Source organism: Mesobacillus sp. (genome assembly GCF_057785455.1).
Genome location: NZ_JBYNSB010000038.1, coordinates 135,126 through 150,242 on the forward strand (window position 1 = coordinate 135,126; position 15,117 = coordinate 150,242).

The window sequence follows — 15,117 nt, forward strand, 5'->3', positions numbered from 1 at the left end:
CTATTCCTCACCTGCCTTGCTCTGATCACTGTTGAAATGATTGATTTTTTTTGCCATTACAGCTATATCATATGTTGCTTCTTTTTCATTGAGAAGTTCATTGTGCTGGAAAATAAAATTCGTAATGCCTTTATTCACATCTTGCTGCGATAAATATTCTAAGTATGATTTCATGATATCCTCTAAGCCTTTCAAAAGATCTTCTGTAAAAAATAATGGAAAATGGTTGGGTTTATAAGCAGGAACTGGTTCATGTTCCGGCCATAGGGCAGCTATCGCACCATTGGCAATTGCCTGCTGAAGCGACCCCGATTCCCTGGACACCGGAACAAACAGTCCCTTTGGCTGTTTTTCGCCAGCCACGCTGCTTACTGTATGGAATTGGATGGTTTCTTCAACGATTCCAGCCTTCTTTGAAAACAGCCGGGAAACATCCTGATATGTCAGCATATTACCTCTCCTCTATCGCCTCACGTGCCACGATTCTGTCATCAAAATCGAAGGTTCTGTCGCCGATTTGCTGGTAGGTTTCATGCCCCTTACCCGCAATCAAAATAACATCTCCCTCGGATGCATTGCTGACAGCATGCCTGATGGCTTCCTTCCTGTCAATAATAGCTGTGTATACTTCGCCCTTTACTCCTTCTTCCATGTCCTTAATGATTTGTTCAGGGTCCTCGCTACGCGGATTATCTGAGGTGAAGATGGCATCTGTAGAGTACTCACATGCAATTTTAGCCATCAGCGGGCGCTTCGTCCTGTCGCGGTCACCACCACAGCCGACTACGCAAAAGATTCGCTTCCTTGCGAATTGCTGTACTGTCTTCAAAACATTTTCAAGGCTATCCGGCGTATGAGCATAATCAACAATAACGGAATAATCCTGTCCAGCGTCGACCACTTCAAACCGTCCGGAAACACCTTTTACACTCTCCACGGAGGAGATGATATTCTCAAGCGGCAATCCAGATACAAGCGCTGCTCCGATGCTGGCCAATACATTATAGATACTGAATTTGCCAATAAGCTGGATATTCGCTTTACGGATTCCAAAAGGACTGACTAAATCGAATGAAGTACCACTTGCAGTCATTGTAATATTGATTGCCTGAAGATCAGCATGATTGTCGATTCCATAGGTAAGAATGTGGGCGGATGTATTCATCGCATATTCTTCACTAGCCGGGTCATCCGCATTAAGCACGGCAAATTTCGGCTTTTCATGATTGAAGGCATTTCCCAGTTGAGAAAAAAGCAAGCCCTTTGCCTTCCGATACTCTTCCATCGTTTTGTGATAGTCAAGATGGTCCTGGGTAAGATTCGTAAAAACAGCGATATTGTAATCTGTACCATGTACCCTTCCGTAAGCAAGCGCGTGTGATGATACCTCCATCACAGCAGTATCCACCTGCTCATCCACCATCTTTTTAAATGTTTTCTGAAGTGTAAGGCTTTCGGGTGTTGTATTTTTAACCTCAAAAACCTGCTCGCCAATTTTTGTATACATGGTTCCGATCAAGCCTGTTTTTTGTCCGGCATCTTTAAAAATCTGCTCAATAATATGGCTTGTTGTTGTCTTGCCATTCGTGCCGGTAATCCCAATCATATGAAGCTTCTTGCTTGGCTGCCCATAAAAAGCATCAGCGAGCACTGCCATTGCTCTGACAGTATCTTTAACAACAATGACCGGTACATTCAACGGAAGCTCACGTTCAGCAAGAACAGCGGATGCTCCATTTTTCACTGCAGATGCAGCAAAGTCATGACCATCAACTGTATAGCCTTTAATGCAAATGAATAAACTTCCAGTAGTCACTTTTCGGTTATCATTCTCTATTGAAGTGATTTCGGGATTTTCTCCCTTATAATCCACGAAGGGATGCAAATAACCAATCAACTCGTGCAATTTCATATCTATCAAATCCTCTCAAACAACATGGCGACTCTTATTTTACATGATTAGGCTAATTTTAGCCATTGTTGAGCCGAAATGTCCGAGCCCTTTTTTCTCACAGGGTTATTTCTCGTTTAATGCAGATTTTTCAGTCTATCATGAACATACAAAAGCGGGCGGCGGATTAAAATCCGCACGCCGCTCATTTTCTCGAGTACCTCAATTATTCATATAAACTCTTATGGTCGATCCCTCTTTAATCTTCACACCTGGGGAAGGCAGCTGCTTAACAACTTTCTCACCCTCTCCGGCTACATCCAGCTTGAAATTGATGAGCTGCTGCTGCAGTTCTTTTTTGGACATTCCGACTAAATCAGGCACTTCTACAAGTGGAGTGTCCAGCCATGTCAATTCCTTTTCGATTTGCTGTTTGCGAGGAGGCACCTCAAGTGCCCTGAGGCTGTCTTCCATAATATCTCCGACGATTGGCGCAGCCACAACACCACCAAACTGGATCGTGCCCTTCGGATTATCTACAGCAACATAAACGACAATCTGCGGATCATCGGCTGGTGCGAATCCTATAAACGAAACAATGTGGTTGTTTTCCAGATAACGGCCATTTTGGGCTTTTTGTGCTGTACCCGTTTTTCCGCCAACCCGGTATGAATCAACATAAGCATTTTTACCTGAACCTTTCGCAACCACACTTTCTAGAGCATGCCGGATTTCCTTTGAGGTTTCCTCAGAGATTACTCTCCTTTTTGCTTCAGGGGTCTTTTTCATGACGACCTCCCCTGTTACAGGGTCAATCAATTCTTTAGCTATATACGGCGTATAGAGTATTCCTCCATTCACAGCTGCAGCAACTGCAGCAACCTGTTGGATCGGTGTCACTGATACACCCTGCCCAAAGGCTGTAGTTGCCTGTTCGACTGGTCCTACTTTATCAATATTAAACAGGATGCCTTTGCCTTCACCTTGAAGGTCTATGCCAGTTTTTTGGCCAAACCCGAAATCCTTCACATATTTAAACAGCGTTTCCTTCCCAAGCCTTTCCCCGAGCTCTACAAACCCCGGGTTACAGGAATTCTCTACAACTTCCAGGAAGGACTGGCTCCCATGCCCTCCCTTTTTCCAGCAGCGTATTCTCGCTCCTGCCACTTCAACAGATCCTGGATCATGGAAATGGTCCTTCTCAAGATCAACCTTGCCTTCTTGAAGAGCAGCAGCAAGTGTTACGATTTTAAATGTAGATCCCGGCTCATATGTGCTCCACACCGGCAGGTTACGGTTATACACTTCAGGCGGCACATTACGGAAGTTAGCAGGATCAAAATCAGGCCTGCTCGACATCGCAAGAATTTCACCATTATTGGGATTCATGGCGATCGCAACAATTCCGTCCGGATTATATTTAGCCTGGGCAATATCCAGTTCCCGTTCGATAATCGTCTGGACTTTGCTGTCGATGGTCAGCTTCAGGTCCAAACCATCAACCGGCGGCTCATAATCATCCGCCATGTCATTCATCCGCTGGCCTTTGGCATTCGCATAAAATTGTACAGAGCCTTTTGTCCCTTTTAACTGCTTGTCATAATACAGCTCAAGCCCCATCAGGCCCTGGTTGTCCACGCCTGCAAATCCAAGGACATGGGAAAGATAGCTGCCAAATGGATAGTGGCGCTTCGAGTCCTCGCCAATATAAATCCCTTTAAGATTCAGAGCCCTGATTTCCTTCGCTTTTTCATGTGAGATTTTTCTGCCTTCGGGGATCCTCTCTATCATTGCCTTCTTTGTGATATGCTGGTAGGCTTTTTCTTTTGGCATATTCAAAGCTGCAGCCAATTTTTCAGCTGTCACATCCGCATCTTCGATTTGGCGTGGAACAGCATATACTGTTGGAGCACTGATATTGGTTGCCAGTGCAACTCCGTTCCTGTCCATAATTTCGCCGCGCTGTGGCTCAAAGGGTACATTCCTGCTCCATGAATCTTTGGCTTTGCCAGTCAAAAAGTCACCAAGCATAAATTGAACATAGCCAAGACGCACATCTATGATGAAAAATACCAGAATCCCAACCAACAATACGAGCGCCAGCCGCCTTCTGACGGTAACGTTTGAAACACGCATAAAAAGAACGAACCCCCTTTTGTTTATTCCGGTTACTGCGAATTTATTTCGGTCTGATTTACTTCTTCAAATATATGCTTGTACCTATTTGAATATAACAAGATATCCAGACAAGCCCTGATTGTTACCTATTTTTCGAGGGATAGGAATTAAGAGGAGGGTCGTAGTTTGAAGTTCTGTTCTCGGGGTCACTAGAGAAAGGCTTATGGAGAAGTAACCGGGGAGGCGGCTCAGTTAGTAAGAGCTGGGCAAAAGTTATAAGTCTAAGAAAAAAAACAGAGGGCCGGCAGCCTGATCAGCCGCCAACTTCCTCTGTTTCATCTGGTTTCTCTTCTTTTTTCATCGATTTCTCAAACTGCTGCAGCGGGGTTTCAAGCGATACAATCAAATCTTCCCCTTCCTTGATCGGTGATCCTGGTTTAAGGCTCTGCTTGATGACATAGCCGCTGCCAGCTTTGTTCAATTTCACATCGGAGATTTGCGCAAGCTTCATCACATCACGCAGGGACCATCCGGTCATATCAGGATATGTTTGGGCACCGGCAGTTTTCAAGATGATCTTTTCTCCCTCTAATGCTACTGTATCCGCTGCCGGCAGCTGTTTCTCAACCCGGTCACCAGTACCAATAACAATAGAAGTGAACCCTTTTGTTTCTAATAGCTTGCCAGCCTCAGAAACACTCATGCCGCTAACTTCAGGTATAGGACTTGATTCTGCTTTTTCCATAGAAGCAGGCTTGATGTTCAGATACTGCAGGCTGCTTTTCATAACAGATTTAAAGATCATCGAAGTGGGAACTGAGCCTTTGAAATAATGGTCAATTTCCGGCTGCTGCACGGCAACATAGACAATCAGCTTTGGGTCTTCCTTAGGGGCCATGCCCAGGAAAGAAAACAGATAATCATTAGCACCGCCGAGATAACTGCCGTTTTCTGTTAAGTTCGCCGTACCTGTCTTACCGGCAACCTTATATCCTTCAATCGCATAGGATTTTCCGGTTCCGTTCTCTGCTGTCACTACCGTCTCAAGTACATTTCTGACTTCTTTCGCAGTCTCAGCCGAAATCGGCTGCCCTGCTACCTCGGGTTTGCTTTCCTTGATGACTTCTCCGGTAGCGGAATCTACAATCTTATCAATGACCTGTGGCTTCATCATTTTACCGTCATTTGCCACTGCTGTCGCTGCCTGGATCATCTGAATCGGCGTGATTGTAGTTCCCTGGCCATAGGAAGTAGTGATTTTTTCAATCGGCCATTTATAAACAATTTTCCCCAAAGCTTCATGCGGGAGATCGATGCCCGTCTTCTTATCAAAGCCAAAGTCAGTTAAATACTGGCGGAACTTCTCGGTGCCAATCTTCTCATTAACCAATTTAGCTACAGCAACGTTAGAAGAGCGCTGAATTCCTTCCAGAAAAGAAATAGATCCCCAGCCCTGACCATTATTGTGATCATGGATTCTGCCAGATTTTTCGGTAACCTGGTAGGATCCAGATTTGAACTTTTCATAAGGATTCCATTTATTCTCTTGAATTGCTGCGGCAAGCGTGAAAATCTTCATTGTAGAGCCTGGTTCAATAGGGGTTTCTATTACCTCATTATGCCAGTTTTGATTCAGCCCTTCCTTTGTGGTTGGATGGAAGGTCGGACGCTGGGCCATGGCCAGGATGTCCCCTGTCTTGGGGTCAGCGACAATCGCAATGATCTTCTTCGGCTTGTACTCCTCCTCGACGCGACTGACAGCGTCCTCAACAAAAGTCTGGATCTTTTTATCGATTGTCAAGTATACATTATCACCATTATGTGCAGGTGTGATCTTTTTTTCTGCATCTGGCAAAAGGAATCCCCAAAGATCACTCTCAAAAGATAGTGAGCCGTTTTTTCCGGTTAGCTGTTCATTCAATGTCTTTTCGATTCCCAGTTTTCCGCTAGAGGTGACTTTCCCATCTTTATCTTCCTTTTCAACATAGCCAACTAAATGAGAAGAAAAAATGCCATTAGGATAAAATCTCTTCGAATCTCTGATAAAAGTGATACCAGGAAGCTTTAATTCTTCTATTTCTCTTTTAGTCTGGTGGGAAATATCACGGCCGGCTTTGCCGAACTCCACCTGGTATACGCCTTCTTTTGTCAGGCGCTTATAAATATCCGATTCATCCATATCGATATACTTCGCCAGCTCCCTGGCTGTTTTTCCCGGGTCCGCGACATGCCTTGGCTTTTTTGGACTGCTCGTAACGGATTCATCAAGAATGGCTACAAGAGTATACGCAGTCGTGTCTTCGGCAATTACCTCGCCTTTCCGGTCAAAAATCGTTCCTCTGACTGCTTCAATTACTTTTTCGTTCGTGTATTTCTGCTTTGCCTTCGCAGCAAGGGCTTGTCCATGGACTTCACCGGTGACCTGTATGGAGACAAACCTGAAAATCAAGATAAAAAAGAGCAGGCTGAATATTAAAAATAATACCGCTGCTCCTGCATTCATATTTGGCTGTTTCTTGCCCATTAATTTTCAACACCCTTAACATTGTCTTCATTCAATGTTAAACCAAGCTTTTCTGTCACTTTCTTGATTCGCTCGTAGGTACTTAATTCGCTAACCTGGACTTCTAGGTCACTGTTTATTTTTTGCTGTTCCTGGATGCTGCCTTCGATAACTTGGATGTCTTTGTTCACTTCATAAATGGCTGCCTGTTTGGATACCATGAATGTTGCGCCGAAGCAAACCATCGCTCCGAAAACAAACATCAGGATCTTTTCACCGGGCGTAAGGATCGAATTTCTTTTTGCCGGTGCTTTTGCCGGCGCCTGAACAGTGCGCTGCTGCTGTTCCTGTTGCAATTTTCTTGCCAGATTGCTCATCATTTTCCCTCCTGAGTTTTATTTTTTATCTATTTATTTTTTAAGTTTTTCAGCGATTCGGAGTTTTGCTGACCTTGCCCGATTGTTAAATTCAAGTTCATCCTCAGATGGAAGAATCGGCTTCCTGGTGACCAGCTTTAATTTAGGCTGGAATTCCTCAGGAATGATCGGTAATCCCGGAGGCAGCTGCGGTGTTTCACTCGCCTTCTTGAAAGTTACCTTACAAATCCTGTCCTCTAATGAATGGAAGGTGATGACACTGATCCTTCCTCCAATTGCCAGCAGGTCGATTGCCTGTTCCAGCGATTTCTCAAAAACGCCAAGCTCGTCGTTCACTGCAATCCTTACTGCCTGGAAAACTCTCTTGGCAGGATGTCCGCCTTTTCTGCGGGCTGGGGCAGGAATCGCATCCTTAATCAATTCAACAAGTTCACCCGTTGTTTCAATTGGCTTTGTTTCCCTTGCAGCTTCAATTTTTCTGGCAATCTGCTTCGAAAATTTTTCTTCTCCATACTGAAAGAAAATCTTCACTAATTTCTCATAAGGCCATTCATTAATAACATCGTAAGCGGATAAGGGAGCATCCTGATCCATCCGCATATCGAGCGGAGCATCATGATGGTAGCTAAAGCCTCGCTCAGGAGTATCCAGCTGTGGTGAAGAAACGCCTAAATCATAAAGGATTCCATCCACTTCTGTTACACCTTGCTTTTCCAACTCTTCCTGTAAATAAAGGAAATTGCTCTTAATAATTGTCAATCTGTTTCCATAGCCAGCAAGCCTTTCCTTTGCATTGGCAATGGCAATATCGTCCTGGTCAAAGGCATATAGCTTTCCCTTTTCCGATAGCCTGGACAATATCAATTCACTGTGGCCTGCGCCACCGAGAGTGCAATCCACGTATGTACCGTCAGGCTTGATACCCAGCCCGTCTACTGTTTCTTCCAGTAAAACTGTTGTATGTTTGAACATCATGATCCACCTTTCCAATCGAGGAGCAGGTAATATTATATCAGAATAATGTTACCCTTAAATATCAAATCCAATCATATTTTCCGCAATTTCAGCAAAAGATTCCTCGGATTCTGCGAAATATTCTTCCCAGATGGCTTTGCTCCAGATCTCGATTCGATTGGAAACACCCAAAATCACACATTCCTTCTCAAGCTTTGCGTACTGCATAAGCGGGGATGGGATATTAACTCTCCCCTGTTTGTCAATTTCACTCTCGGTAGCACCCGAAAAGAAAAAACGGGTAAATGCACGTGCATCTTTTTTAGTCAGCGGAAGACCTTTAAGCTTTTCTTCAATCACTGACCATTCTGAAACTGGGTAACCGAATAAACATTGGTCAAGTCCACGGGTAAGAATGAACATTTCTCCAAGGTTTTCACGGACCTTGGCAGGGATGATCAATCGGCCTTTGCTATCAACATTATGATGGTATTCGCCCATGAACATGCCACTACCCCCACTTTCTAAATACAATGTACCACATTCCCCCACTTTTCACCACCATATTTTAAATATTCTCCCCCCTGCCGGTAAATCCTTCTGAAAAGTAAGGTTTCCATTAATTTCTTTTGTTTGTTCAAATTCTTAACTTTGCATTGGTGTACCTCAAGATTTAGGAATCATTGTTTTGTAAGAGGGACCAGTTACACAAAAATGCCAAATAAAAACTCCACCCGATTTAGGTGGAGTTTTAATCTACATTTTTATAATTTTGTGTGTACCATCAAATTCGTAATCCAGCTTAAGCAAGTCGGAAACCAAATTCAATCCGTACTTATTTAAATAATAGAACGGATTCCATACTCGCTCCTGCGGTGAACCGCCTGGCTTGAGCGAATTTTCGACGCGAGAAAACTTTCTCAGGATATGGTCATGTTTCCGGCAGACCGCTTCTACAATCTTGCCTTCCATGAAACTGATTTGATTAAGCAAAATCGATTCATTTTTTTGCAGCAAAGGAACAAGTACCGGGTCAATGCCGGCAGACTTCTCCCTGACGAGGGAATACTGCTCTGAAAGCTTTGCTTTTACATTTTCAAATAACTCTTCCACTTCACGGTCCTTTAATGAATCAATGAACTTGAGTTCTTGGCCCCCAGTCCCAGAAATCAGGACTTCCTTCAGGTCAAGCTCGAGTTCCTTAAGATCGGTTTCAATCGAGCGCTCTAAAAGTGTGATATTCAATCGGGGTACCAACGGAGGCATTTTCAAACCGAAATGTTCGAAAACAAGCTTGATTTCTGCCCAGTACGCTATTTCCCCAGGTCCCCCGATGAATGCAAGCGTCGGGAATAACAATTCCTGCATAAGCGGCCGTGTCACTACATTGTTGCTTAGCTTTTCAGGGAATTCATTAGCAATTTCCACAAGCTGATCATAAGTGAATTCAACTTCACCGTTTTTGCCTGTAAATACTCCGCCCTCAGCATCAAATTGAATCAGGATTCTCTCATTCACTTCTTCATCATAATAGAAGAGATTAGCTGCGTTTTCATTGATATCAATCATGACAGGGAAACCGGCAGCTTCAGTTTCTTTCTGCTGCTTTAGTACAGCGGCTGTAATCTCCTGGTGATTATCAATCTGCTTGATGAAATATTCCTTTTCCAGCTTCCGAAGCTCCTTGTTTGCTGAATCGACGATTAATAGACCTGAGTCCTTGAAAAGCTCCATGATGATGGAGGCAAAGAAATCAACAAAGGATTCAGCATTTTTCAAGGCCTCAAGCGCAAATGCAAGAACTTCTTTGGTATGCTTTGTTTCTCCATATGTCTCGATAATCTCTTCTACCCATGAATAGCATAAATCTTTATTTATACAGACCTCGGAGATCATTTTCTTCTCAAGGTTCTTTTCTGGATAGACCCATTTTTCCTGCCTGTTATCCTTCATGACATACACATGGTTTACTTCCTGATAATCATGGTCCTCGCCTGCAATCCAGAATACCGGCACAACTGGAACGCCGAGTTCGGCTTCTTTCTGCTCGGCAAGCTTAATGATTGAAATCACCTTATGAATCGTATAAAGCGGTCCTGTCAGAATGCCAGCCTGCTGTCCGCCAATGACTGCTACACTATTTTCCTGCCTTAGCTTTTCTATGTTTCTGCTTATTTTTTCCGAATGTGCGTAGCGGGACATAAATGACTGTATATGGTCTGCAAGTTCATTTCGCATAAAGGATCTATTGTTCAACTCATCAAGGCGATGAACATAATGTTGTTCATTTTTAAAATTGTAATGAAAGAAGCTCTGGAGTTCAGCGCTCCCAGCAAGGTAATCTGTCGCAAACCGGTTCGCAGCCGGAAGAGAGAGATTTAACATCTCCATTTACTTGTACTTCCTTTCTCGTGAACATTTTATACTGTAAAGAGTATAGCATTGTTTGAAATGAAAAGAAAAAAACTTTGCCTTCCGAAATTTCTAAAATCAAAACTTTTTTTGTGCACAATTTTGATGTAAGCCTTAAATGCTTCCCCGAAGTGTTCCCCTGACTATTTTTGTCCGTAAGAATCAATTCCACTCAACAAAACAAAAAGCGCTGGACACGCTGACATTTCTGCAAGCGATCCAACACTATTTACACAAACAGATGTGTTACTCGCTGGACGAGTCCAAATAAAATAAGGATGATATATGCTGAGAAAAACAATAGGAAATTGAATCTCCAAAAACCTTTAAAGACCTTTGGCAATACGATTTCTTTTTTGAATTTCCAGTGGATCCAGACAAAGAGTGCTGCAAGTACAAGAAGGACGAGCAGTATAAGCCAAAAATATGATCTCTCCCAGATAGTAATGATCAAAAAATGTACCGACAGCACAAGCAGGAAAGTGCTAAAGTCGATGGCGTAGTTGACCGATCGCCGATGATTTCCTGTTATTTGCTTGCTGATAATGAACACAGCGAGGTAGCCAATCATTGGTACTGTAATCAATGCGGCAACGAATGCAGAGAATATCCCCGGCATTATGCCCCCTCCTTTTCGTGCTCCTTACCCTTGATGCTATCATAATAGTTATGTATTAATGGAGCTTCAATTTTTTTCCTGGCAGCTTCTTCGAGCAAATAGCCCAAAATCGCATCTATTTCTGTTTTTCTGCCATTTTCAATATCCTTGTACATTGATGACTCGTTCTCTGCAGTCTTTTCACATACTCTTATTAGATTTTGGTGATATTGGTCTTTATTATGTAATTCAAGTACTAATGCACATTCATCAAACAAGGCTTCGAAAAGCTTTCGATAATACGGATTAAGAAGCAGCTCACCATTTTTCACCTTCAATACCGCGGTCAATGGATTGATGACCGAATTGACGACCAGCTTTTTTATCAGCATTTCTCTATAATCTTCTTCAAGCTGTATGGGAAATACAGACGCAAGCGAAGCAGACAATTCTCTCAGCAGCACCGCATCGCCGCGAAAAACGGCTGCCCTCGTCACACCTTCTCCATTGTGAAAAACTGCATTGTAGTCAGACCTGGCAGCACCATGCTCTACAGAGCCAACATAGATTGTGGCATTGTGTAAATCAGTCAGCAGTTTGATATGACCGTATCCATTTTGCAGGAACAGCAAGCTTCCCCTCGCTCTTTCCTTTAATACTGGAATGAGTTCTGCAAGCTGGTATTGCTTAACAGTCACGATTGTCAGTTCTTCCTGACCATACCAGTCATCAATGGATTTAGCTTTAACAAGATTTGTTTTTTGGGAATTGCCAGACTTATAAATATGTAGTCCAACATTGTTAATTATGTCAGCTTGTTTCTTTGTCCTTGTGTATAAATGAACCTCATGCATGGAGCTTAAATAATAGGAGAACAGCAAGCCCAGGGACCCGCCGCCAATTATAGCAATTTTCATTTGATCTCCTCTTGAAATAGTGGCTTAGTCCTATTTTATCAGAATTCATTCTTTATTTGGAAGGAGTGTTTAGAAATATAAAGGATATATTTAGTACAATCAATGTTTATTTTTCACCTCAAGGTTCTCAAAATATTTAAGCGGAAAAGCTGAAAAATAAGAGAAGACCCAATGTATTGGGTCCCCTGAGGTAATTATACTGGATAAACCGGATGCTTCCTGACACTGAATACCATATCTTTTGTTGCATATAATCCGAATCTGTCAATCAATGCTTTTCTTAAATCCGATGCAGCGACAATGTCGTCTACAATCAGTTCGGAAGCAAGCTTGTAAATGTCGATGCTTTCTTTATATTCCTGTTGTTTTTCTTGTACAAAAGCGATTTTTTCCTTTGGATCAGAAATTTCATTGATCTTATTGGAGTACACTGCGTTAACAGCTGCTTCAGGTCCCATCACAGCGATTTGAGCCGTAGGCAGCGCGATGCAGCAATCAGGCTCAAATGCCGGGCCAGCCATCGCATACAGTCCTGCCCCATATGCTTTCCTTATGATTACCGATATCTTCGGAACAGTTGCCGAGCTCATCGCTGCAATCAGCTTCGCTCCATGGCGTATAATTCCTGCGCGTTCGACCTTCGTACCAATCATGAATCCTGGCACATCAGCAAGGAATAGTAAGGGAATATGGAAAGCGTCACAAAGCTGTATGAATTTTGCTGCCTTATCAGCTGAATCGACGAAGAGCACTCCTCCCTTGACCTTTGGCTGGTTGGCAATGATTCCGACAGCTCTGCCATCGATCCTTGCCAGACCCGTAATCAGTTCAGGAGCAAACAGCTTCTTGATTTCAAAAAAGCTTCCTTCGTCGATCAGGGCATCAATTCCTTCGTACATATCAAATGGAGCATTTTGGTTTACTGGTACAATCTCTTCCAGACTTCTTCCTGCTTTTGGTGCAACCCCTTCAATTATCGCAGTTTTTGTCTGGAAATTAGCAGGGAAAAAGCTTAAATATTTTTTAGCCGCTTCTATCGCCTCCTGCTCACTGTATACCAGCATGTCTCCTACACCGCTGACAGAGCAGTGCATGCGTGCTCCGCCCATTTCTTCAAGCGTCACTTTCTCGCCAATGACCTTTTCAGCCATCCTTGGCGATCCGAGATACATCGAGGCATTTTGGTCGACCATGATGACGATGTCACAGAATGCCGGGATATAGGCACCACCTGCCGCCGAAGGTCCGAACAGCAAGCATACTTGCGGTATGACTCCTGAAAGCTTAACTTGATTATAGAAAATCTTACCTGCTCCGCGCCTGTTAGGGAACATATCCAGCTGGTCAGTAATTCTCGCCCCCGCTGAATCCACAAGGTAAAGCAAAGGCACCTTGAGCTTTTCTGCCGTTTCCTGGATGCGGATAATTTTTTCTACAGTACGCGATCCCCAGGACCCTGCCTTTACAGTAGAGTCATTCGCCATTACACAAACAGTCTGTCCGCCGATTTTCCCGATTGCTGTGACGACACCATCCGCCGGCAAATCGCCAGCCTGGAAGTTGGCAAACTTTCCGTCCTCTTCGTAAACTCCTCCATCGAATAAAAGATTTAGGCGTTCACGGACAAACAGTTTGTTCTGACCGGCATTCTTTTCATGATATTTTGGATGCCCGCCTGCTTCGATCTGTTTGATTTTTTCCTCTAATGATTCAGAAAGAATCTTTGCTGTAGTCATATTCACCCTCCTAAAATTCTATTATTCTAATACAAGCAGTACGTCGCCTTCATTTACAAAGTCCCCAATGTTCACTTTGATTTCCGCAACTGTTCCCGCCTCCTGGCTTTCAACCGGAATTTCCATTTTCATGGATTCTAGCATCAAGACTTCCTGTCCTGCAGATACTGAATCACCAGCCGAAACCATCACATTTAAAACCGTTCCCGCCATATTTGCTGTAATTTCTTTCATGTTAAGTTCCTCCTCTATTTAGATGCCAATTTTCTTTCTGATAAATAAGCTGTTGTATAGTTTCCTGAAATGAAACCCTCTTCTTTTAAAATCTCTGAGAATAATGGGGCATTTGACTTAATGCCTTCCAATTTAAGATTCTCGAAGAATTCATTTGCATTGCTGATTGCGTCTTTCCGGCTGCTGCCAGTGACGATGCACTTGGCAATCATGGGATCATAAAACGGACTTACAGTAGATCCAGACTCATAACCGTAATCCACACGTACATTTTCCGAATCCACCCATGTGAAATCATTGATTTTTCCAGGTGAAGGAAGAAACTTTACTGGGTCCTCCGCATAAAGCCTGAACTCGATTGCCCATCCCTGCTTTCGGATTTCCTCTTGCATGAGCGGCAGCTTCTCCCCGCGAGCAACCAGGATCTGCCATTTGACCAGGTCAAGTCCGGTAATCGATTCCGTCACTGGGTGCTCAACCTGAAGCCTTGTGTTCATTTCCAGGAAATAGAAATTCTCGTTTTCATCCACAATGAATTCGACTGTCCCTGCATTGAAATAGTTTACAGCCCTCGCTGCCTTCACTGCTGTATCATACATCTTTTGGCGTGCTTCTTCCTTCAGGAACGGCGAAGGGGCTTCTTCAATGACCTTTTGGTGCCTCCTTTGAATCGAGCAGTCGCGCTCATAAAGGTGGACATAGTTGCCATGGATATCCCCAAAGACCTGAACCTCAACATGACGGGCATTGCGGATATACTTCTCAATGAAAACCTCGTCGGAACCAAAATACGCTTTAGCCCTGCCTTTTGTGGAATCAAAATTCTTAGCGAGCGCTTGCTCATTTTCACAGAGCACCATTCCGATTCCGCCACCGCCTCCACTGGCCTTCAGCATCACAGGATATCCTATTTTGTCAGCAAGATCCTTTGCTTCTTCAAGCGTCTTAACTCCTGATTCACTTCCAGGGACTACAGGAACGCCTGCCTCCTCCATTGTTGTCCTGGCGACAATTTTGTCGCCCATTTTTTCAATTGTATCCGGGGAAGGTCCGATGAAGGACAATCCAGCTTCCTTTACCTTTCTGGCAAAGTCGGCATTTTCAGATAAAAACCCATAACCAGGATGGATGCCATCCACATTTTCAGCTATTGCGATTCTCAGGATCTCCTCTGAATTTAAATATGATTTTTGAACAGGAGGCTCACCAATACGGAAAGCACTATCTGCCTCCTTAACGAAAGGAAGCTCCTGATCGGCGTCTGAATAAACTGCGACCGTCTTAATTCCAAGCTCACGGCAAGTTCGGATGATGCGAAGCGCAATTTCTCCCCTGTTTGCAATTAGTATTTTTTGCACGCTTTTTCCCCTTTCCCGT

The 15,117-nt window shown here is 43.6% G+C and carries 13 protein-coding genes; all 13 read right to left on the reverse strand.

The features are described from left to right. Complete coding sequence (locus tag AC3EBE_RS15835; RefSeq protein ID WP_488596004.1) at window positions 1-450, reverse strand: hypothetical protein; 450 nt, start codon at window positions 448-450, stop codon at window positions 1-3. A gap of 1 nt (window position 451) precedes the next feature. Further along, window positions 452-1,912, reverse strand: a complete 1,461-nt coding sequence (locus tag AC3EBE_RS15840; protein WP_488596005.1) for a UDP-N-acetylmuramoyl-L-alanyl-D-glutamate--2,6-diaminopimelate ligase — start codon at window positions 1,910-1,912, stop codon at window positions 452-454. 201 nt (window positions 1,913-2,113) lie between these two features. Next, on the reverse strand, window positions 2,114-4,027 hold the full coding sequence (locus tag AC3EBE_RS15845; protein WP_488596006.1) for a stage V sporulation protein D: 1,914 nt from the start codon (window positions 4,025-4,027) through the stop codon (window positions 2,114-2,116). A 295-nt stretch (window positions 4,028-4,322) separates the two neighbouring features. Next, window positions 4,323-6,533 carry a penicillin-binding protein gene (locus AC3EBE_RS15850; protein ID WP_488596007.1) on the reverse strand — a complete coding sequence of 737 codons (2,211 nt, stop codon included), beginning with the start codon at window positions 6,531-6,533 and terminating at the stop codon, window positions 4,323-4,325. Continuing rightward, window positions 6,533-6,892 carry a cell division protein FtsL gene (gene ftsL / locus AC3EBE_RS15855; protein WP_488596008.1) on the reverse strand — a complete coding sequence of 120 codons (360 nt, stop codon included), beginning with the start codon at window positions 6,890-6,892 and terminating at the stop codon, window positions 6,533-6,535. Before ftsL ends, AC3EBE_RS15850 begins: the two co-directional genes overlap by 1 nt. Window positions 6,893-6,922: 30 nt before the next feature. After that, the gene (gene rsmH / locus AC3EBE_RS15860) at window positions 6,923-7,861 is read right to left on the reverse strand and encodes a 16S rRNA (cytosine(1402)-N(4))-methyltransferase RsmH (protein ID WP_488596046.1); all 939 of its coding nucleotides are present in this window, start codon (window positions 7,859-7,861) and stop codon (window positions 6,923-6,925) included. A gap of 57 nt (window positions 7,862-7,918) precedes the next feature. Next, on the reverse strand, window positions 7,919-8,350 hold the full coding sequence (gene mraZ, locus AC3EBE_RS15865) for a division/cell wall cluster transcriptional repressor MraZ (protein ID WP_102262102.1): 432 nt from the start codon (window positions 8,348-8,350) through the stop codon (window positions 7,919-7,921). Window positions 8,351-8,599: 249 nt separating this feature from the next. After that, window positions 8,600-10,234: a bacillithiol biosynthesis cysteine-adding enzyme BshC gene (gene bshC / locus AC3EBE_RS15870; RefSeq protein WP_488596009.1), complete on the reverse strand. Its 1,635-nt coding sequence runs from the start codon at window positions 10,232-10,234 to the stop codon at window positions 8,600-8,602. A 250-nt stretch (window positions 10,235-10,484) separates the two neighbouring features. Beyond that, window positions 10,485-10,874 carry a DUF3397 domain-containing protein gene (locus AC3EBE_RS15875; protein WP_488596010.1) on the reverse strand — a complete coding sequence of 130 codons (390 nt, stop codon included), beginning with the start codon at window positions 10,872-10,874 and terminating at the stop codon, window positions 10,485-10,487. Continuing rightward, window positions 10,874-11,770, reverse strand: a complete 897-nt coding sequence (locus AC3EBE_RS15880) for a 2-dehydropantoate 2-reductase (protein WP_488596011.1) — start codon at window positions 11,768-11,770, stop codon at window positions 10,874-10,876. The genes AC3EBE_RS15875 and AC3EBE_RS15880 overlap by 1 nt, the downstream gene beginning before the upstream one ends. A 194-nt stretch (window positions 11,771-11,964) precedes the next feature. Then, complete coding sequence (locus AC3EBE_RS15885; RefSeq protein WP_488596012.1) at window positions 11,965-13,506, reverse strand: acyl-CoA carboxylase subunit beta; 1,542 nt, start codon at window positions 13,504-13,506, stop codon at window positions 11,965-11,967. 21 nt (window positions 13,507-13,527) lie between these two features. Then, window positions 13,528-13,740: an acetyl-CoA carboxylase biotin carboxyl carrier protein subunit gene (locus AC3EBE_RS15890; protein WP_488596013.1), complete on the reverse strand. Its 213-nt coding sequence runs from the start codon at window positions 13,738-13,740 to the stop codon at window positions 13,528-13,530. A gap of 14 nt (window positions 13,741-13,754) precedes the next feature. After that, window positions 13,755-15,098: an acetyl-CoA carboxylase biotin carboxylase subunit gene (locus tag AC3EBE_RS15895; RefSeq protein WP_488596014.1), complete on the reverse strand. Its 1,344-nt coding sequence runs from the start codon at window positions 15,096-15,098 to the stop codon at window positions 13,755-13,757. Between the last annotated feature and the right edge of the window lie 19 nt (window positions 15,099-15,117).

Coding starts and splice junctions, on each gene's coding strand:
- AC3EBE_RS15840 (WP_488596005.1), bottom strand. CDS start 1,912: ATGAAATTGCACGAGTTGATTGGTTATTTGCATCCCTTCGTGGATTAT.
- AC3EBE_RS15885 (WP_488596012.1), bottom strand. CDS start 13,506: ATGACTACAGCAAAGATTCTTTCTGAATCATTAGAGGAAAAAATCAAA.
- AC3EBE_RS15880 (WP_488596011.1), bottom strand. CDS start 11,770: ATGAAAATTGCTATAATTGGCGGCGGGTCCCTGGGCTTGCTGTTCTCC.
- AC3EBE_RS15850 (WP_488596007.1), bottom strand. CDS start 6,533: ATGGGCAAGAAACAGCCAAATATGAATGCAGGAGCAGCGGTATTATTT.
- AC3EBE_RS15835 (WP_488596004.1), bottom strand. CDS start 450: ATGCTGACATATCAGGATGTTTCCCGGCTGTTTTCAAAGAAGGCTGGA.
- rsmH (WP_488596046.1), bottom strand. CDS start 7,861: ATGTTCAAACATACAACAGTTTTACTGGAAGAAACAGTAGACGGGCTG.
- AC3EBE_RS15875 (WP_488596010.1), bottom strand. CDS start 10,874: ATGCCGGGGATATTCTCTGCATTCGTTGCCGCATTGATTACAGTACCA.
- AC3EBE_RS15890 (WP_488596013.1), bottom strand. CDS start 13,740: ATGAAAGAAATTACAGCAAATATGGCGGGAACGGTTTTAAATGTGATG.
- mraZ (WP_102262102.1), bottom strand. CDS start 8,350: ATGTTCATGGGCGAATACCATCATAATGTTGATAGCAAAGGCCGATTG.
- ftsL (WP_488596008.1), bottom strand. CDS start 6,892: ATGATGAGCAATCTGGCAAGAAAATTGCAACAGGAACAGCAGCAGCGC.
- AC3EBE_RS15845 (WP_488596006.1), bottom strand. CDS start 4,027: ATGCGTGTTTCAAACGTTACCGTCAGAAGGCGGCTGGCGCTCGTATTG.
- bshC (WP_488596009.1), bottom strand. CDS start 10,234: ATGGAGATGTTAAATCTCTCTCTTCCGGCTGCGAACCGGTTTGCGACA.